An 18,690-nucleotide genomic window follows, 5' to 3' on the forward strand; every position below is an offset into this window, starting at 1 on the left:
GGACCGTCCTGAAGCCTGCGCGGGCAGGACGGAGCAGCCACTCCCGGCATGGTGCGGGAGCGGCCGACGGTGCGGAGGTCAGCGGCGGCCATGCCCGGCCGTGCCGTCGAGTCCGTCGGTCTCGATGCGGCTGGTGCCCTTCGCGACCTGCTCGATGTTGTGGTCGCGGGTGTCCTTCATCATCCGGACCTGGCTGACCGTGGCGTCGGTGATGCCCACCAGCGCCTCGCGGATGGACATCATGGTGTCCTTGGTGGTCTGCCGCTCCTTCCGCTCCTGCGGCTTGGCCTGCTCCGCGAAGTCGCCTTCCGTGCCGGGCCAGCTCACCGTGGGTGCCAGCTCGTCGAGGAACTCCTCGGTCATGCTCCTGGTCAGGGCACCGATCTCCTCCAGCTGACCGGCCAGGGCCTCGATGCGCTCCGGGTCTACGTAGTACCGCTGTCCCATCGTCAGTCCTCTCCTTCTTCGCCGAGCGCGTCCCGCCAGGCGGGAGCGGCCCGGCCACCGCGTGCCGGGTCCTCGTCGTCCTCGCGCAGCACGTCAGGACCGAAGATGCGCTCCCAGTCCAGTTCGAAGCCCTTCAGCTCCGGCACGTTGCTGCTGGGCTCGGCGAAGGGCGCCATGGCCTTCATCACATGGCGGTTCATCTTCAGACGCGCCGCGTCCGCCGCCTCCAGGACGCTGGCGGCCAGCTCCTGCGGAGACATGTCGCGGTACTTGTTCTCCAGGAACTCGATCCCGGCCAGCTCACCCTGCGGACCCGACGTGGCACGCACCGCACGGTCGGAGGAGAGCGCCGCGAACGAGGCCGTCCGCAGCTCGCGCTCGGTGCGCGCGACCGCCTCCTGGGCCGCCTGAAGTTCGGCCATGGCCTTCTCCAGGCGCTTCTCCAGCGGTTCCGTCACGTCCGCTCCCCTCTGGTCCGTCGGTCTCTTCGCGCGTCCGGGCGTCCTGGTCCTGGCGTCCGCCCTGGCCCCCGGCCCATCGACCGCTCCGTCGATCTTGCCTGGTGAAGGCGCCTGTATGAAACCCGGAACCAGGTGGGATTCGTCTCCGCGCCATGAGAGCGGGCGTCCTGAGCAGCCGTCACCGCCCGATCACGGCTGGGGCGCCGCCCTCCTCGGTGCCCCACACGTCCTCGTCCTCTTCCAGGTAGCCGGCGGAACTGGTGGAGCCGCGTCGCGGCTCCGCTTCTTCCTCGGAGGAGGCGCCGCCGGTGGTCGCCACCCGGGAGGCCGGAGCCAGGAAGGTGTCGCCTTCCTCCTGCCGGTTCCACGGGCTGCGCCGGCGACGCTTGCGGCGCTCGCTCTCCTCCGTCGCGTCGACCAGGACGGCACGCACCCGCTCACCGTTGCCCTTCTCACCGCCCCCACCCATGCCGCCCATGCCGCCGCCCATCGGCATGCCGGGGCTGCCGGGTGTGCCCGGTGCTCCTGGCGTACCGGCCTGGGCTGCACCGGCGACCGGGGTGCCGGCGCTGCTTGCGGAGCCGTCCGAGAGGGGGTCGACCGCGCCGAAGCCGTCCGGGGAGGGGGAGCCGGCCCCGGAGAGGCCACCGCCGAGGCCGCTGGTGCCCGCCTGGCTCCCGCCGATACCCAGGTCGGAGAGCGGCACCTCCCTGGTGGTGGAGCCGCCGGACGTGTCGATCCCTCCGGAGCCGCTCGACCCGTTCAGGCCTCCGAGGTCACCCAGGCCGCTGGACCCGTTCAGGCCGCCCAGGTCGCCCAGGCCGCTCGTCCCGTTCAGGCCGCCTGGATCCCCGAGCCCGTCGAGGATGCGCGAACTGTCTGTCTCACCGGCCGAGTTCAGGTCGTGCAGGTTCACCGTCTCGGTCCTGCCCTGCGGGTCGGTGACGGTGGCGATGCCGGTGTCCGGGTCGATGATCTGCCTGCTGCCGTCCGGGAAGGTGTTCGCCAGCTGGCCGTTGTCCAGGGCGGTGGTGGAGCCGTCCGGGTTGGTCACCGTCGCGCCATGGGTGAGGTCGGTGGTCACGCTGGAGCCGTCCGGACCGGTCATGGTGAACGCCCCGGTGTCCGCGTCGAAGACACCCTTGCTGCCGTCCGAGAACGTGGTGGCGAAGTCGTCGTTGACGAGCGCGGTGTGCCCGCCGGTCGGAGTCTCCAGGCCGGATCCGCCGGGGTTCAGTCGCCCGAGGTCCAGGTCGCTGATCGACTGGGTGGGCAGGTCCGCGTTGATGTCGCCGAGGTCCCCCAGGTCCGTCGGGCCCCCGAGGCTGCTCCGGCCGTTCAGGTCGCCGAGGCTGCCGAGGTTCTGGGTGGTGGTGGCGCCGTCGGCATCGGTGGTGGTGGCCTGGCCGGTCGTGGGGTCGACGACCTGACTGGTGCCGTCGGGGAAGGTGGTGGTCAGCTTTCCGTCGTCGCCGAGCGAGGTGACCGACCCGTCCGGGTTGGTCACTCCGGTGCCGTTGCCCAGGTCTCGCGTGGTGACGCTTCCGTCCGGGTGGGTGGTGGTGACCAGCCCGCTGTCCGGGTCGAAGGTGCTGCTGCTGCCGTCCGGGAAGTCCGACGTGAGCTTGCCGCCGTCGAGCTGGCTGCTGCCGCCGGTGGGGGTGTCGATGGAACCGCCGGTGACGTTGTTCAGATCACCCAGGCTGCCGAGGTTCTGGGTGATGGCCCGGTTGGCGTCGTCGGAGGCCCGGTTGGTCCCGCCCGGGTTGTTGCTGAGCGTGCCGGGACCGCCCAGGGGCTGGGTTATCGGGGGCGGGGCCGTGGCCCCTTGCTGGTTCCCGATCTCGCCGCCCAGGTTGTTCAGGGTCTCGGTGACCGCCTTGTTCACGTCACCGGGGCCGCTGTTGCCCGTGCCACCAGGGTTGTTCACGTCACCCAGGCCGCCGAGGCCCCCGCCGCCGGGATTGTTCAGGCCACCCAGGTCGCCGAGGCTCTCGGTGACCGGCTTGTTTCCGTTCAGCAAGTCGCCGAGACCGCTGAGGTTCAGGTCGTTGCCGCCGCCGGAACCGTTGCCGGGACCGTTGAGGCCGTCGAGGCTCGCCCCCAGGGCCGTTGCCTGCTCCTCGGCCTGGCGCTTGGCCTCATCGGCCGCTGCCTTCTGTTCGTCGCGCAGCTTGTCCGCCTCCGCCTTGTCCGCCGCCCGCTGCGCCTTCGCCTCCTCGCGCAGCTTGTCCGCCTCCGCCTTGTCCGCCGCCCGCTGCGCGTTCGCCTCCTCGCGCAACTTGTCCGCGTAGGCCTTGTCCTCCGCAGCTTTGCGGTCCGCCTCGTCCTTCTCGTCGTCCAGCTTCTTGTCCGCGTAGTCCTCGGAGGCCGTACCGGTCGACTTGGGTTCGGGGATGTTGTCGGAGAAGTCGTTGCCCAGATCGAGGAAGTGGTTGTTCAGGGCCGACTGCACCTTCGCGGCTGCCGCGCCCAGGTGCTGTTCGACGCCCTGGGTCCAGAGCTTGACCGCCCTGTCGCCGACCTTCGCCCAGTTCGCTTTGTCCGTGAGGTCGCCGTAGTTCATCTCCGGCTCCGTGGGCCCCTGGCTGAAGCCTTCCTTCGGGCGGTGGTAGACGTAGGAGTAGGTGGTGTACCCTCCTCCGCCGGTCGTCGCCATGACCTCCGTCATGCCCACGTTGTTCTGGTTCACCCAGGACGCGAGTTCGTCCAGGACGTAGCGCAGCACCTTGTGCGGGTCGTAGTAGTCGGACTTGGCCCAGTCGAGCCACGCCTGCAGCAGTTCCCTGGCCGCGTTCTCCAGGTAGGTGCGGCCCAGTGACAGAGCGCGCGAGTAGACCGTCTTGCCGGTGCCGGTCTCGCCCTCGGTGCCGGCTGTGGCGTTGAAGGTCTCGACATAGCTGTCGTAGTTCTCACGGACCTTCTTCAGCAGGCCGCGGAAGATGTCTGCCGCCTCACCCTTCCAGCTCGCGTCGTCCCGGCTGAAACGGTCCTCCCAGTCCTTCAGCAGTTCGGCGTGCTCCCTGAAGAACTTGGCCGCGTGGTCGAAGGAAGCCCCGGTGGAATTGAAGGACGTCAGGTCCACGATGTCGGCCGTCGGCACACCCAGGTCGCTGAACCTGGCGTCCGTCGTGTTGCCTTCCAGCAGCTTGATAAGCGCCGCCCGCGGCCCGTTCATGTACCGGGCGAGCGGGATGCTGCTCATCTTGTCCTTGTTGTAGTCCGTGAACTCGTTGCCTCCGCGGACGTCCGCGTCGTGGACGTTGTCGGATCCGGGATGGGCGAAGATGACTTCGTCGCCGGCCTTCACACGCCCCTCGAAGACGATGCGGGCCTGCATCATGCTCATCGTCTTGTCGCGGTCGAAGAAATAGATGTCGTAGTCCTCGCCCTTGTTCACAAGGAAGCCGGAGTCCTTGGCCGCCAGGCTGAGGTCGAGTTCCTGGATGTCCATGCGGAAGAGCTTGCCGCCGTGGTCGGACCGGAGTGTGTCGAAGATCGTGCTGCGGTCCGGCACGGGATAGCCGGTGATGTGGGTGACCAGGGTGGCCCAGGTGTCGGCCGAAAGGTCCGACTTGTCTTTGAGATCTCCGATACTGTCCTTGGAGTCTTCGAACCGATCGTCCTCCGCCACCGGGCGCCCTCTCTGGTCGGTTGTCGGTCATGTCGGCGCACGGCGCCTTCGTGGGGTGCGCGGCGGGGGTGTTCCGCACACGGCGCACCGGGCGCCCGGGGTGCCGGCCGGCACGGGCGCCACGGGCTCAGGTGGTCTCCTCGCCCGTCGTCGTCGATGATCCGCTGGTGAGCGTGTCGACCTCTTCGAAGGTCTGGAGCAGCGTCTGCGCGTCGATCGCGTCGAGGTTCTTGTCCTTCGTCTTGTTCGCCTCCTCGATGGTGTCGGTGAGCGCCGCCTTCAACTCCTTGAAGAGCTCCATCTGGTCGCCCAGCAGCTTGTCGATGGCCGTGGCGGCCGTACGGATGTCCTCCACCAGCGCCGGCCCCGAGACCAGTTTGTCCGTGGCCATCTTGCCGATGCGCAGGAGCTGCTTGTCCTGGTCGAGGTTGCCCTCGGTGGTGTGCCCGTCGATGAGAGCACCGAGCGGCCGGACGTCGGACCCGTTGCCGTCCTCGCGGTACTTCTTCGCGGCGGTGTAAGCCGGGTGCACCTCGTTGTCCCGGAAGTTCTCCATCTGCTTGAGGTCGAAATGCTTGACGTCGGCCTTCTCACCAGCCATGGGACGTCCTCCTGCGGTTCGGTGCCGGACGGGGGTACGGGGCGGCCGGGCTGGGCCTCTGCGGGGCCGACGCCCCGGCGGGAGCACGGACGCCGGGGCTCGTCCTCCGTCCATGCGGAGGGCGAGCCCCGGCCGCGGCCTAGCGGGCCCGCACACTGCCCCAGTTGTCGGCGCTCCTGCGCTCGTCACGGGAGTGGTTGTCGTGGATGCTCTGCACCAGGTCGCCGCTGTCACCGAGGAGCAGCGCCATGTTCTTGGTGGCCTGGTCCCACTCGGCCTGGACACCGCGGTACATCTGCTGGTCGTCACCCTCCCAGGAGGTCACGAGCGGCCTCAGCTCGTCCTCCAGGTTGTTGAGGGTCGTGATGATCTGCTGGGTCTGGCCCTTCAGCTCCTCGATCGCGTTCCGGACCGTGGAGTACTGCACATCGATGATGCCGTCAGCCATGACATCTCCTCTCGGATGGCCGGGCGCCGGGGCCCGGGCCGCTCACCGGTTCCGGCCCCCCCTGCGGGGGCCGGTGCCGCGGGGGTGGGTCAGCGCAGCGCTTCGAAGACGCCCTGGCTGGTCTTGCTGTTGAGTACCTCGGTCAGGTCCTGGTTCTCCTTCGCCAGACGGTCGGCCGAGGTCACGTTCTCCTGGAGCGCCTCGACCATCTTGCTGATCTGGACGACGACCTTCTGCGCCTCGCCGTTCCAGCTCCGGAAGAGCTTCAGCAGGGCCTGGCCCTCGTCGCCGCCGACGCCCGAACGCGCGGCGATCTCGGCGACGTTGTTCTGGATCTTCTCGACTGCGCTCCGGGCCGACTCCAGGGAGGAGACACCCCCCAAGCCCTTGGCATAGTCCGCTTTCCTTGCGCCAGTGTCCGCCATGTCGCGCTCCCTTCCTACAGGCCAGTCTTGTCGCACCGTTGCCCCGCCGAGGCTAAAGAGAACCCGGCGTTCCGCGCAACGCGTGTGGGAAAGATTTGAGCATAGGTCAGCTCAGCAGAATCCCTACATGGCAACGAAGTTGTTCCAATGTTTCCTCGGGATGAACCCGCGCCCGAGCCTCGGACCGAGGGAGGTCAACTCGCAGCAGGGCAACGCGACTGCCCCGGAAAACGGGCAGCCAAAACAGGCGAACGGTCATCCGGGCCGCCCGTTTACGGGCATGTGCGCGCATCCACGGGATTCCACGGGCAACGGCCGGGGCGAATATCTGAGCTTTATCTGAGGTTCCCCCTCACGTTGGGCCGTGAAGAATCGGCCCTACGGCACGGAGTTATCCGTCTGCCACCTTTTCCATTTCTTCGATGCCGTATACACCTTTTGACCGGATCAGGGTGCCGAGTCGGCTACGCCGGGAGCGCCCCCGGTGTCTGCCTTGTCCGCCTCCTCGTCACCCTCCGGCACCTCGGCACCGCACTGCGGAGCCGTGACCCTGGGCTTCGAGGCTCCGGAGGCTGCGGCCGGGTCGAGGTCCGCGCCGGTCGGAAGAGCGGCGAGCAGCGGTGCCGGGACCGAGCCGATGTCTCCCTCCGCGTACCCGAGAGCGGCCAGCGATCCCTTGGCCGGTACGCGGTACTTCACGCCGTTGTCCGCCACCAGATAGGTGGTGCCGGCGTGCGCCGCGCCGCTCGCGTTCAGGGCGCGGACCAAGGCGCCGTGCCCTGGCCGTACCACTGTGGCGTCCGTCCTGACACAGGCGGGGCTCAGCGGCTGAGCGGTGCCCTCCGAGACCACGACCGGGGCGAGCCGGGTCAGCGGGGCCAGGACCGACTTGATACGGGTGCCGCCGTCGTCGCCGTCCACCTGCGCGCAGAGCGCGGTGCCGCGCGGCGCGGACTGCGGGACCGGTGGCTTGTCCGGCAGCTCCGCGGACCCGGCGGCGACCGAGTCCTTCGCCCGGTGCGTGCGCAGCGCGTCCGCGCCGACGGCGCGCGCCTCGGGCGACTGCCCCTGGTAGGCGTCCTTCTGGGTGGCCGGGTCGCCCAGCACCAGGGCCGCGCCGAGCCGGGTCAGCGGCATCAGCCCGTCCTTCTGCAGCAGGTGGTAGGTGCTGCCGCCGCCGGGCACGCTGACGTTGAAGACCTGGCCGATCCGGCTGGCTTCGCCGCCGAGGGCCGGGCCTTCCTCACCGCGCCCCGGAACCGCGGGCGGTTTCAGGGCGGGGCCGGGCGCCAGCGCGTCGAGGAAGGCCGCCGAGACCGGCATCGGCGTCTCGGAGCCGTAGCCGAGGGCGTTGCGGGCGTCGGAGGCGCGGTCCAGAGGCAGCCTGCTGCCCCGCCACACCAGGTACTCGTTGTCGCCCGGGCCGCGTACGAGCACCCCGCGGTCCCCGCCGATGCCTTGGGAGTCCAGCGGCGCCCCGGCGACCACGGTGGTGACCCCCGGCTTGTCCACACCGGTACCGGACACGGCGCCCGACGTGCTGGGCAGCGCCCCGTCCGGACCGGTGACGCACATGTGCCAGGCCCCGCCGTCGAGCTGACCAGGACCGGGCACGGCGTCCGGCGCGCCGGGTATGCCGGCCGGGGCCCCCACGGGGATGTCCTGGAGCGAGGCGGTGGCGACGTCCGCGGTCGCCAGGTCGGAGCCTCCGATCAGCCGCGCCGAGGCGTAGTTCCGCACCGGGTGCAGTACGCCGTCGGTGCCGGTCCACAGGTACCGGGCACCGGTGTCGCGGTTGACCACCAGGTGCTCACCGTCACGCCAGCCGTCGTTCCCGCCCGGACGCAGCAGCCCGAAGACGGTGGCGCCCGCCCCGATCAGGACGGTCACCAGTACGCCGAAGACCACCCCTCGGGTGGTGCGCCCGAGGGGGCTCTCGGCGGCGTCCGGATCGGCCGTCAGCAGCCCCGAGCTGAGTCTGCCCATCATGAAACTGTGGGCCTGTACCTGGTCGCGCTTGGACTGCACTGCCTCTCCTCAACAACTCGTTCCCCATGTCCCCGCGTGCGGGTGTACTCAGCCGAACAGTCCGCGCAGCCAGCCGAAGAGGCCCGCCACCCACAGGCTGAGCGGCAGCAGCGCGACGGCGATGAGCGTGTGGGCCAGTTCGGCCGCACGGCCCCAGTACGGCAGCACCCGGCGACCGGGCACCGTCCAGGAGGCGGTCACGAGTCCGGCCGCCGCGGCGAGCAGCACCGCGAAGACCACCAGGCGCCCGTCGCCTTCGCTGTCCACCGCCCAGGCTCGGGCGAGCAGCAGCAGCCCCCAGATTCCGGGCACCGCCAGGGTCAGCCGCTGCCCGGTGTGCACCAGGCCGCGGGAGTGCAGGAGCAGCAGCAGGCTCAGCGCGAGCGCGGTCAGCACCTCGGGCAGGTCGGGGTGTTCGGCGAGGACGACCAGGGCGGCCGCGGCGATGATGCCGGTCGCGGCGAAGAGCGCTGCGACCCAGCGCCCGGCCAGTTCGGTGCGCTCGGCGACCTCGTCGCCCGCGTAGGGGTCGATGCCTTCCTGGAGCTGGCCGGCGGAGGACGGCAGCGCGGGCATCCGCATCCCGGCGAGCTTGAAGGCGAACGGTGCCACCGTCCCGGCGGCGAGCGCGACGACCACCGCCACCAGCGCCACCGCGGCCGGTGCACCCAGGCCCGTGTACCCCATCAGGGCCCCGGCGACGGCGGTGGCCACGGAGACCACCGCGGTAGCCAGCAGGGCCGGGGCGCCGACCGCGGTGACGGCGAGCGCGATGACCGCGCCGCCCGCGCCCGCGGCGCCGGCCGCGAGCAGCCGTGCGCCTACGACCTGCGTGGCGTCCGGGCCGGTCACGTCGCCGCCGGGCAGCACCCAGCCGGCCAGGGCCAGGCACGGGGCGACCAGAAGCCCGAGCGCGGTCGCGGAGAGGCGGTCGCCGACCGCGCGGCTGGCGGAGCCCGCGCCCGCGAGCAGCAGCATTCCGGCCACGGCCGCGCAGGCGGCCCGGGAGGAGGCGGAGCCGGAGACCCCCGGCCAGAACACCATCAGAAGAGCGGCCGCCACGGTGGCCACCGCTGTGCCCGCCAACAGGCCGCGAGACGCCCCGGGGTGCCAGGTGTGCAGCCGCCGGCCCGCGGTGTCGGCTATCCCGTCCACCAGGTCGTCGAGTCGCGCCTCGGGCAACGCCTCGGTGTGCGGGCGGAGGTAGAGCACCTCACCGTCGGACAGCCCGGCGCGGGCCAGGGTGGTCTCCTCGTCGAGCGGGGCGTCGCCGAGACGCTGGAGCACCCAGCCCGCGTGGTCGAGTCCGGCCTCCTCCGCCTCCTCGCCGACGTAACGCAGCAGGGTGGGCAGTAGGTCGGCGACCGGAACATCGGCGGGCACGGCCAGATCAACGGTGACGCTCGGCGCCCGTACGGTCAGGCGGCACGATTCGGCCACCGCACTGTCGGTCATCAGCTGAACTCTCGGCTTCCGTGGAGGCTTTGGCAGGAGGTCTCCCCCCGGGGCGAGGGGATGTGCGAACAGTACGGAAGGTCCGCACGCCCGGGAACGGCTGCCTGGCAAGGAAATTACGTCGGCGCGCCCGGCGACGACAACTGCCGCGTGGACAGTTCGCGTTCCGTGAATGCAGACTACTGCCTACGACCACCGGGTCGTATTGCGGACCGGACTCGCTATCCGGTATGCAATTGCCACCAAGGGAGTTGCTTCTCCCCCATCTGTCCGCCCGAAACATTCACCCGGCGTCCACCGCGTCACGCGGGACCCGGAGAATCAGCGCGGTGCGGTCTTTCCCACTACCGGGTGCACCGGTATTCGGTACGGGCCGGAAAGCCGTAAAACCGGAGGTTCTGTTCCCTTGAGTGTGGTGCTGTTTCGTCGGCCGGCCCGTCGGCGCGGACCGGAGATGCCCGAGGGGCAATTGACCCTCCAGGAGCCGCCGGTCCTCGCCGAGAGCGTGCCGGACACTTCGGCAATATGGACCTATTTGCCGATGGCACTGATGTCGGTGTCGATGATGCTCATGTTCCTGCGGCCCGGCGGTGGGAACGGCGTCTTCATGTATCTGGCGATGGGCGTCATGGCGCTCTCCGCCGGTGCCATGCTGCTGGGTCAGCTGATGCGCCGCTCCAGCGAGCGCAAGCAGCGCCTGAGGGGCGAACGCCGCGACTACCTCCGCTACCTGGCGCAGACCCGCAAGCGGGTCCGGACCACCATCGCGGAGCAGCAGCGGGCACTCGCCTGGCGCCACCCGGAGCCCGGCTCACTGCGCTCGCTGACCCGCACTTCCCGGCTGTGGGAACGCCGCCCGGCCGACGAGGACTTCGGCGAGGTCCGTCTCGCCGTGGGTGAACAGCAGCTCGCACTCACCCTGGACCCGGTCTCCACCCGCCCGGTGGAGGACCTCGAACCCCTCTGCGCGCATGCGCTGCGCCGTTTCATCCGCGCCTACTCCACCATCCCCGACCAGCCCCTCGGCCTCTATCTGCGCTCGTCGGCCCGGATCATGCTGCGCCCCGAGGAGGCACCGGACCAGGAGCCCGCCGTGCCGGGCTCCGCGTCGCCCGGGGAGAGCGGCGGGGCGGAGGGCGGCCGGGCCGTCGACCCCGGCGCCGAGGCGGTACGCGCCCTGGTGCGCGCCGTGCTCGGACAGCTCGCGGTGTTCCACGCTCCCGAGGAGCTGTGGCTCGCCTTCTGCGTCAGCGACGAGCGGCGGCCCGACTGGGAGTGGGTCAAGTGGCTGCCGCACACCCTCGACCCGCACGAGGAGGACGGTGCGGGCCAGGTCCGCCGGATCACCGCCGATCTCAACGAGCTGGACGATCTGCTCGGCGCCGAGTTCGCCGAGCGCCCCGACTTCGACCCGGACGCACGCCCCGGCCGCGACGAGCCCTACACGGTCGTCGTCCTGGACGGCGTCACGGTCCCCGAGGGGCACCGCTGGGAGGGACACGGCTATCGCAACGCCCTGGCCCTCGACATCTCCGGGGCGCTCCGCTGGCGCCCCGGCCGCAACACGCTGCGGCTGACCGTCGGTCCCGACGAGGTGAACCTGGTACGCACCGACCGCAGTCGCAAGGAGCGCTCCGTGCCGCTCGGGCGGCCGGACCGGCTCGGCCCGCTCGGCGCGGAGTCCCTGGCCAGGCTGGTCACCTCCCGCCGGATGAGCCTGGGCACCGACATCGCGCAGCCGCTCGACACCGATGTCGAGCTGACCACTCTGCTCGGCATCCCCGACCTGCACCGGCACGAGCCGCAGACCCTCTTCGACCGGCACACCGGCTCCGCCCGGCTGCGGGTGCCGATCGCGGTCGGTGTGGACGGCCGCCCGGTGGAGCTCGACATCAAGGAGTCCGCGCAGGGCGGCATGGGTCCGCACGGCATGCTCATCGGTGCCACCGGTTCCGGCAAGAGCGAACTCCTGCGCACCCTCGTCCTCGGCCTCGCCCTGACCAACTCGTCGGAGACGCTCAACTTCATCCTGGTCGACTTCAAGGGCGGCGCCACCTTCCTCGGCCTGGAGGAACTCCCGCACACATCCGCCGTCATCACCAACCTCGCCAACGAAGTCGCGCTGGTGGAACGCATGCAGGACGCCCTGCACGGCGAACTCATCCGCCGGCAGGAACTCTTGCGCTCCGCCGGCAACTACACCTCCGCCCTGGAGTACGAGCGGGCCCGCGCCGCCGGGGCGGACCTCGCCCCGCTGCCCAGCCTGTTCGTCGTGGTCGACGAGTTCAGCGAGCTGCTCTCCGCCCACCGTGAGTTCATGGATCTGTTCGTGATGATCGGCCGCCTCGGCCGCTCCCTCGGGGTACACCTGCTGCTCGCCTCGCAGCGCCTGGACGAGGGCCGCATGCACCAGCTCGAGAGTCATCTGTCGTACCGCATCGGTCTGCGCACCTTCTCCGCCATGGAGAGCCGCGGCGTGCTCGGCGTGCCGGACGCCTACGAGTTGCCGGCCCAGCCCGGCAGCGGCTACCTGAAGTCCGGCGTGGAGGCCCTGACCCGGTTCCGCGCCGCCTATTCCTCCGGGACGTACCGGCGCCGCACCGGCGCGGTGGCGCAGGCCCGGGTGGCCAGCCAGGTGGTGCCGTGGACCAGCGGCTGGGTGGTGCCGCGCACCTTGGAGCCGGCGGCCGAGCCGGAGACCGAGGAGACCGGCGACGAGGAGGCCCTGCTCGACGTGGCTCTCGACCGGCTGCGCGACTCGGGTCTCGCCGCCCACCAGGTGTGGTTGCCGCCGCTGAGGGAGCCGTCCCCGCTGGACGCCCTGCTGCCCGGCATCGCGCCCGATCCTGACCGCGGCCTCACCGCCGGCGGCTGGCCCGGCGCCGGAGGGCTGCGGGTCCCGGTCGGCCTCGTGGACAAGCCCTTCGAGCAGCGCCGCGACCCGCTGGTCGTGGACCTCTCCGGAGCGGGCGGCCACGTCGCCGTCGCGGGCGGCTCGCAGAGCGGCAAGTCCACCCTCACTCGCACGTTGATCACCGCTCTCGCCCTCACCCACACCCCCGCCGAGATCCAGTTCTACTGCCTGGACTTCGGCGGTGGCGGCCTCTCACAGCTCGCCGCTCTCCCGCACGTCGGCGGTGTCGCGGCACGGCTCAACCCCGAGCGGGTCCACCGGGCCGTCGCCGAGGTGATGACGCTGCTCGCCCGCCGCGAGCAGTTCTTCGTGGACCACACCCTCGATTCCATGCAGTCCTACCGCCGCCGCCGGGCCGCCGGGGAGTTCCCCGACGAGCCCTTCGGAGACGTGTTCATGGTGGTCGACGGCTGGTCCACGGTCCGTCAGGACTACGACGACCTGATCCCGAAGTTCAACGAACTCGCCGCCCGCGGCCTCAACTACGGCATCCACCTGATCATCACCACAACCCGTTGGGTGGAGCTGTCCGCCCAGGTCCGTGACCAGGCCGCCACCCGCCTCGAACTGCGGATGGGCGACCCGATGGACTCCGAGATCGACACCCGCAAGGCCCGCTCGGTGCCGCGCAGCGGCGGCCGGGGCATCACCGCCGACAGCAAGATGCACTTCCTCGCCGGCCTGCCCCGCCTGGACGGCAGCGGCTCCCTCGACGACCTCGGCGAAGGTGTCGCCCACCTGGTCGCCGAAGTCGCCCGGCACTGGTCCGGCGCACCCGCCCCGCAGGTCCGGATGCTGCCTCACCGGCTCCCGCTCGCCGAACTCCCCGCGCCCGAGGCCACCGAGGGCGGCGGCATGCGTCTTCCGCTCGGCATCGACCAGGATTCCCTGGAGCCGGTCTGGCACGACTTCAGCCGTACGCCGCACTTGATCGCGGTCGGCGACACCGAGAGCGGCAAGACCAACCTGCTGCGCCTCGTCACCAAGGGCGTCACCGCCCGATACTCCCCCACCGAAGCGAAGATCATCGCGGTGGACTACCGCCGCACCCTGGTGGATGCCATCCCGGAGGAGTACCGCATCGGGCACGTGATCTCCCTGGACAACCTCAAGGAAACCATCGAGGGTGCTGCCCGCGCGATGAAGACCCGTGTCCCCGGCGCGGACATCGCACCCGGCCGTATGCGCCAGTGCGACTGGTGGACCGGACCGCGTCTCTTCGTCCTGGTCGACGACTACGACATGGTCTCGGGCAACTCCTTCCAGAGCCCCTTCGAGCCGCTCTTCGAAAGCCTCACCCTCGGCTTCGAGATGGGTCTGCACCTGGTCGTCGCCCGCAGCGCGATGGGCGCCGGCCGCGGCCTCAGCGATGCCCTCATCCGCCGCCTCGACGAGGCCAACAACCCCGCCGTCCTGCTCTCCTGCCCGCCCACGGAAGGCCGTCTCTTCGGCAACGCGAAGCCCCTCAACCTGCCTCCCGGCCGCGCCCTTCACATCGCCCGCCGCAAGCCGCGGCTGATGCAGACGGCGCTGGTCGAGGAGAACCAGGGGCAGTAGGCCGGGTTCGCACACGACGACACCCTCCCGCGGAGCGCCTCGGGAGGGTGTCGTGCTTACGGCTTCAGCCGTCGTGCTCCGGGCTTCTGCTCATTCCGTTCCGCCCGCTCCCGCCGGACGCCAGCCCCGGGCGCGGGCCCGGGAGACGGCGAAACCTGCCCAGAGGACGGCGAGGACGGCGGCGGCGCCGATGAGGACGAGGAGCGTGGCACGGCTGGTGGCGCGGTCGGCGGCAGCGGTGTCGCGTACGGTCACGGGATCGGCGGCGCGCTCGCCGCCGACGGATGGAGCGGGGGCGCCGAGGACCGTGGTGACGGCGGCATAGGGGTCGAGCTGAGGGATGTCGGCGGGGTAGGCGGTGGCCGTCAGGCGGCGGATGACGTCGTCGGGCGCCTCACCCGGATAGGCGGCACGAACCACCGCGACAGCCCCGGCCGCGTAGGCGGTGGCCACCGAGGCGCCCGCGCCGAGGTAGTGGCCGTCGCCGCGCGGGCCGCCGGAGACCACCCCGGCGCCGGGGGCGACCAGGTCGACGCCGTCGGTGCGCAGGGAGCCGTCCGGGCGGACGCCGGTGCGAAGCATGTCGGCGACCGAGAGAACGCCGGGTTCACCGGCCGGCCAGTAGGTACGGGACGGGATCTCGTCGGTACCGCTCCGGGGCGGATCCGGGGTGGCCGCGGCCACCACCACCACGCCCGCGCGGCGGGCCTCGGCCACCGCACGGGTCAGCGCCGCGTCCCGGCGCGGCAGGGCCACCGCGACCGCGATCACATCGGCCCGGGCCGCGGTCGCCTCGCGCAGCGCCTCCGTCACCAGAGCGGGACTTGCCTGCCCACGCGGGTCGGTGCCGCGCAGGGCCAGGACCTTCGCGTTCGGGGCGACCCCGGCCAGTCGCGGGTTGTCCCCGCCGGTCCCGGCGATCAGCCCCGCCAGGAAGGTGCCGTGCCCGACGCAGTCGTCACCGGCCGCGCCCTGGGCCGAGACCCGGCCGTCGAGGCCGGCGGCCCCGGTGGCGACTCCGGTGTCGATCAGTGCGACGGTCATGCCCTCACCGGTGCTGTGCCCGTGCAGCCGGTCCAGGTCGAGGCGCTGACGTGACCAGTCCTGCTTCTTCGCCTGCTCCCTGGAAGCGGGGGTGCAGGCCACCTCCTCGGCCTCCGGATCGAGTGCGGAGGGCATACCGGGCAGTTCCTGGCCCTTCGCTCCGTCGGCCGCCGGTATGCGCGAGGGGGGCGTCGCCTGGGCCGGAACGCCCGCGGGCAGCAGCAGGGCGGCGGCGACACCGGCGCCGGACAGCAGGCGGGCGGCCCGGCGGGCGGGCGGCCTCACCGGGGAGTCACCTTCGGTGCCGCGGCCGTGACGTCCTCGGGGCGGAGGATGCGCAGGTCGTCCAGCGTGGGCGCGGCCAGCGAGCTGAGCCGTCCCGCCTGGCGGGTGACCATCGACTCGACCACCTGACGGGCCAGGCGGGCGTTGCCGAAGGAGCGGTCCCTCGGCAGCCCGTCGAAGTACTCCTTGAGCAACGGGCCGGTGCCGGGCCCGCACTCGTAGCCCATGTTCGCGGCCTGCGCGCGCACGATGGTGACCAGTTCTTCGGAGGAGTAGTCGGCGAATGCGATCCGGCGCGGAAAGCGGGAGGCCAGGCCCGGGTTGGAACCGAGGAAGCGCTCCATCTCGTCGGTGTAGCCGGCGACGATGACGACCACCTCGTCGCGATGGTCCTCCATCAGCTTCAGCAGGGTGTCCACCGCCTCCTGGCCGAAGTCCGCGCCCGCGCCGCGCGGGGTGAGGGTGTACGCCTCGTCGATGAACAGCACACCGCCGCGTGCCCGTTCGAAGACCTCGCGGGTGAGCTGGGCGGTGTGGCCGATGTAGCGGCCGACCAGGTCGGCGCGGGCGGCCTCGATCAGCTGGCCCCTGTCGAGGATGCCGAGCTGGGTCAGGACCTCCCCGTAGAGACGGGCGACCGTGGTCTTGCCGGTGCCGGGCGGGCCGGTGAAGACCAGGTGGTTGCTGAGCGAGGGGACCGGCAGCCCGGCCGCGGCCCTGTGGCGGGCTGTGGTGATGAGGTTGACCAGGTCCGCCACCTCGCGTTTCACCTCGGCCAGGCCGATCATGTCGCCGAGACGGGTCAGCGGGTCGTCGTCCGGCACTGCGGTGTCGGTGGCCGCCGCGGCGGCGGTGGCGGAGACGTCGTCCGGCAGCAGCAGCCGGAGATCGCGCTCACTGACCTGCGGCTGCGCGGAGAGCCGGACCGCCTGCCTGTCCACCATCTCCTCGAACACCCCCCGTGCGGCACGGCCGTTACCGAAGCCGGCGTCCCTCGGCATCGCCCCGAAGTGCGCGGCCAGCGCCGCCGCTGTTCCCTCGCCCAGCTCGTACTGATGTTGGGCGCACATGCTCTCCATGATCGCGACCAGGTCGGGCACCGAGTAGTTCTCGAACTCGACGGTCCGCGAGAAACGGGAGGCCAGACCCGGGTTGGAGCCGAGGAAGGAATCCATCTCACGGGAGTAGCCGGCCGCGACCACCACCACGTCGTCGCGGTGGTCCTCCATCAGCTTCAGCAGGGTGTCCACCGCCTCGCGGCCGAAGTCGGCCCCGCCGTTACCGCTGTCCGAGGTGAGGGTGTACGCCTCGTCGATGAACAGCACGCCGCCGAGCGCCTTCTGGAAGGTCTCGGTGGTCTTGATCGCGGTGCCGCCGACGATCTGTGCGACCAGGTCGGCACGTGAGACCTCCACCAGATGCCCGCTGCGCAGCGAACCCAGCTCGGCCAGGATCGCGCCGTAGAGACGGGCGACGGTGGTCTTGCCGGTGCCGGGCGGGCCCGCGAAGATCAGGTGTCTGCTCATCGGCGGTGCGGACATGCCGAGTTGTTCGCGGCGCTGGGCGAGCTGGGTCAGATTGACCAGGGTGCCCACCTGCTGCTTGACGTTCTCCAGGCCGATCAGCGCGTTGAGGGCGCCGAGCGGGCCGTCCGCGCGGTCCGGCGGGGGCGCGTCCGCAGCGCCGGAGCCGGCCGGGTCGGTGTTCTCGGCGCTGCCGGTGCCCCAGGCGTCCCGCTTGCCGTTGCCCACACTGTTCAGGCCTTCCACCGCGAGCCGTTCGCCGGGCGCGGTCTGCACCAGGCCGCCGCCCTCGTTCTCCCGGGCGAGGCAGTTGACGAGCGAGACCGGCGCGGTGGACTCCACCCGGAAGCCGTCCTGAGCGCCACCGGTGGCCTCGCAACCGCTGAGCGAGGCGAGCGCGCCCTCACGGAGCAGGAAGCCGTGCCCCCTGGGGGCGTGCGCGGCGGTGCGGTTGGCGGTCAGCTCGCCGCCCGCTGCGACCACCACACCTTCCTCGCCGGATATCTCCACGCGGAAGTCGCGGACGGTGACGTTGCCCCCGTCCTCCACGACCAGGCCGCTGGTGGCGGTGTCGGAGACCCCTCCACCGGCCAGGTAGAGGGTGCTGCCGGAGGCCACGCGCACACCCGCGCCCTTGGGCCGGACGATCTCACAGTCCTCGACGCGGCCCCTGGCGTCCTTGGTGGCAGCGATGCCGTCGCCGGTGGGCTCCACCAGCCGGGCCCGGCGCAGCAGCGGGTTGGCGCCGCCCAGCACCGCGACCGCGGGCGAACCGCCGATCACCTCCAGGCGGTCCAGTTCCGGCGCCGAGTCCTCCTCCAGGAGCAGCCCCGCCCCGTCGCAGTCGCGGACCGTCAGTCCGGTCAGCGCCGGGGAGGCGGCCCCGGCGACCCTCACAGCCGCGCCCTGCGCGCCGTCCACCCAGCAGTCCTCGAAGGTGCCGCGCGCCCGGTCGGTGACCAGTACGCCGTGGCCGCGGGTGCGCGAGACGCGGCAGCGGCGCAACACCGGATCGGTGCCCCTGGCCAGCGTGATCCCGTTCCCCGAGGCACCGGTGACGCGGACGTCCTCGAGCGTCGTACGGCCCGCGCTGCTCAGGTGCACACCGGTGCTGGTGTCGTGCACCACGGTGCGCATCACCGAGACGGCGCAGCTCTCCTCCAGGGCGATGGAGGGCTTGTCGGTGGAGGAGATGTCGCAGTCCTCGACGCTGCCACGGGCCTCACCGTTGGCGAGCAGGCCGTTTCCACGGGCGCCGCGCACCGTGCAGTCACGGATGCGTGCCTCCCCCTGCTCCGCGAGGACCATGCCACTGGTGCCCAGGTGCTCGAAGGTGCAGGACTCCACGGTGGTGGGCGCGTTCGAGGTCACCACGATGCCAGCGCCCTGGGGGTTGCTCACCCGGCAGTCGCGCAGCGCGAGGGAGCCCGTGCCCCCGGCCAGCATCGCGGTCCAGGCGGCGCCGACGATCTCGCAGCCGTCGAACGCGGCCTGACCGCGCCGCACGTCCACGGCCGGCAGCTCGGCGTCGCCGCCGCGCAGGGTCAGCTCGGAGAGCATCACGGCGTCGGCGCGCAGCGCGACCGCGCTGCCCGAACGCGGCCGGATCTCCACGGTGCCCCGCCCGTCGGCGGCGGTGAGGGTGACCCTGGTGTGGATGACGAGGTTCTCCGCGTACGTCCCGGGCCGGATGCTGATGAGCGCACCGGTACGGGCAGCGGCGAGTGCCTCACCGATCGTCCGGTAGCGGTCCCTGCTATCGGGGCCGACCGACAGTACCTGGCGCGACACGCACCAACCTCCTTGCTACGGCAACGTCTTCAGCGAGCGCCCCCCTCTTCGCCGGGGACGCGTGTCGGGGAGCCGAC

The 18,690-nt window shown here is 71.4% G+C and carries 12 protein-coding genes; 2 read left to right on the forward strand and 10 right to left on the reverse strand.

Annotated elements, in window-relative coordinates; translation table 11 throughout:
- Positions 1-78 precede the first annotated feature (78 nt).
- From ACIBCU_RS14510 to ACIBCU_RS14535, 6 genes are all read right to left on the reverse strand, one after another.
- A complete protein-coding gene (locus tag ACIBCU_RS14510) occupies positions 79-447 on the reverse strand; it encodes a hypothetical protein (RefSeq protein WP_399231575.1) in 369 nt (122 codons plus the stop codon).
- A 2-nt stretch (positions 448-449) separates the two neighbouring features.
- The gene (locus tag ACIBCU_RS14515; RefSeq protein ID WP_362933352.1) at positions 450-905 is read right to left on the reverse strand and encodes a YbaB/EbfC family nucleoid-associated protein; all 456 of its coding nucleotides are present in this window, start codon (positions 903-905) and stop codon (positions 450-452) included.
- Between the two features lie 181 nt (positions 906-1,086).
- Positions 1,087-4,542 (reverse strand): AAWKG family protein, encoded by a 3,456-nt coding sequence (locus tag ACIBCU_RS14520; RefSeq protein WP_399231577.1) that lies wholly within the window; start codon positions 4,540-4,542, stop codon positions 1,087-1,089.
- Positions 4,543-4,669: 127 nt separating this feature from the next.
- Positions 4,670-5,143 (reverse strand): type VII secretion system-associated protein, encoded by a 474-nt coding sequence (locus ACIBCU_RS14525; protein WP_399231579.1) that lies wholly within the window; start codon positions 5,141-5,143, stop codon positions 4,670-4,672.
- Positions 5,144-5,282: 139 nt separating this feature from the next.
- Positions 5,283-5,591, reverse strand: a complete 309-nt coding sequence (locus tag ACIBCU_RS14530) for a WXG100 family type VII secretion target (protein WP_399231581.1) — start codon at positions 5,589-5,591, stop codon at positions 5,283-5,285.
- 89 nt (positions 5,592-5,680) lie between these two features.
- Complete coding sequence (locus ACIBCU_RS14535) at positions 5,681-6,016, reverse strand: hypothetical protein (RefSeq protein ID WP_362933365.1); 336 nt, start codon at positions 6,014-6,016, stop codon at positions 5,681-5,683.
- Positions 6,017-6,143: 127 nt separating this feature from the next.
- Between ACIBCU_RS14535 and ACIBCU_RS14540 the strand changes: the two genes are divergently transcribed.
- A complete protein-coding gene (locus ACIBCU_RS14540) occupies positions 6,144-6,359 on the forward strand; it encodes a hypothetical protein (protein ID WP_362933368.1) in 216 nt (71 codons plus the stop codon).
- Positions 6,360-6,463: 104 nt separating this feature from the next.
- Here ACIBCU_RS14540 and eccB read toward each other — a convergent pair whose 3' ends face one another.
- Positions 6,464-8,044 (reverse strand): type VII secretion protein EccB, encoded by a 1,581-nt coding sequence (gene eccB / locus ACIBCU_RS14545; RefSeq protein WP_362933371.1) that lies wholly within the window; start codon positions 8,042-8,044, stop codon positions 6,464-6,466.
- A gap of 48 nt (positions 8,045-8,092) precedes the next feature.
- Entirely contained in the window at positions 8,093-9,499 is a 1,407-nt protein-coding gene (eccD, locus tag ACIBCU_RS14550) for a type VII secretion integral membrane protein EccD (RefSeq protein WP_362933374.1), read from the reverse strand.
- A gap of 454 nt (positions 9,500-9,953) precedes the next feature.
- Here eccD and eccCa point away from each other — a divergent pair, with 454 nt between their 5' ends.
- Positions 9,954-13,970, forward strand: a complete 4,017-nt coding sequence (gene eccCa, locus ACIBCU_RS14555; RefSeq protein ID WP_399231584.1) for a type VII secretion protein EccCa — start codon at positions 9,954-9,956, stop codon at positions 13,968-13,970.
- Between the two features lie 90 nt (positions 13,971-14,060).
- Here the strand turns inward: eccCa and ACIBCU_RS14560 are convergent, their stop codons facing one another.
- A complete protein-coding gene (locus tag ACIBCU_RS14560; protein WP_399231586.1) occupies positions 14,061-15,299 on the reverse strand; it encodes a S8 family serine peptidase in 1,239 nt (412 codons plus the stop codon).
- Positions 15,296-18,613, reverse strand: a complete 3,318-nt coding sequence (locus tag ACIBCU_RS14565) for a right-handed parallel beta-helix repeat-containing protein (RefSeq protein ID WP_399231589.1) — start codon at positions 18,611-18,613, stop codon at positions 15,296-15,298. The genes ACIBCU_RS14560 and ACIBCU_RS14565 overlap by 4 nt, the downstream gene beginning before the upstream one ends.
- Between the last annotated feature and the right edge of the window lie 77 nt (positions 18,614-18,690).

Origin of the sequence: Streptomyces sp. NPDC051064 (assembly GCF_044455985.1) — a bacterium.
Classification (GTDB): Bacteria; Actinomycetota; Actinomycetes; order Streptomycetales; family Streptomycetaceae; genus Streptomyces.

Excerpts from the sequence above, each read along its gene's own strand:
- ACIBCU_RS14530 (WP_399231581.1), bottom strand. The coding sequence starts at position 5,591 with ATGGCTGACGGCATCATCGATGTGCAGTACTCCACGGTCCGGAACGCG.
- ACIBCU_RS14510 (WP_399231575.1), bottom strand. The coding sequence starts at position 447 with ATGGGACAGCGGTACTACGTAGACCCGGAGCGCATCGAGGCCCTGGCC.
- ACIBCU_RS14535 (WP_362933365.1), bottom strand. The coding sequence starts at position 6,016 with ATGGCGGACACTGGCGCAAGGAAAGCGGACTATGCCAAGGGCTTGGGG.
- ACIBCU_RS14540 (WP_362933368.1), top strand. The coding sequence starts at position 6,144 with ATGGCAACGAAGTTGTTCCAATGTTTCCTCGGGATGAACCCGCGCCCG.
- eccD (WP_362933374.1), bottom strand. The coding sequence starts at position 9,499 with ATGACCGACAGTGCGGTGGCCGAATCGTGCCGCCTGACCGTACGGGCG.
- eccCa (WP_399231584.1), top strand. The coding sequence starts at position 9,954 with ATGCCCGAGGGGCAATTGACCCTCCAGGAGCCGCCGGTCCTCGCCGAG.
- ACIBCU_RS14525 (WP_399231579.1), bottom strand. The coding sequence starts at position 5,143 with ATGGCTGGTGAGAAGGCCGACGTCAAGCATTTCGACCTCAAGCAGATG.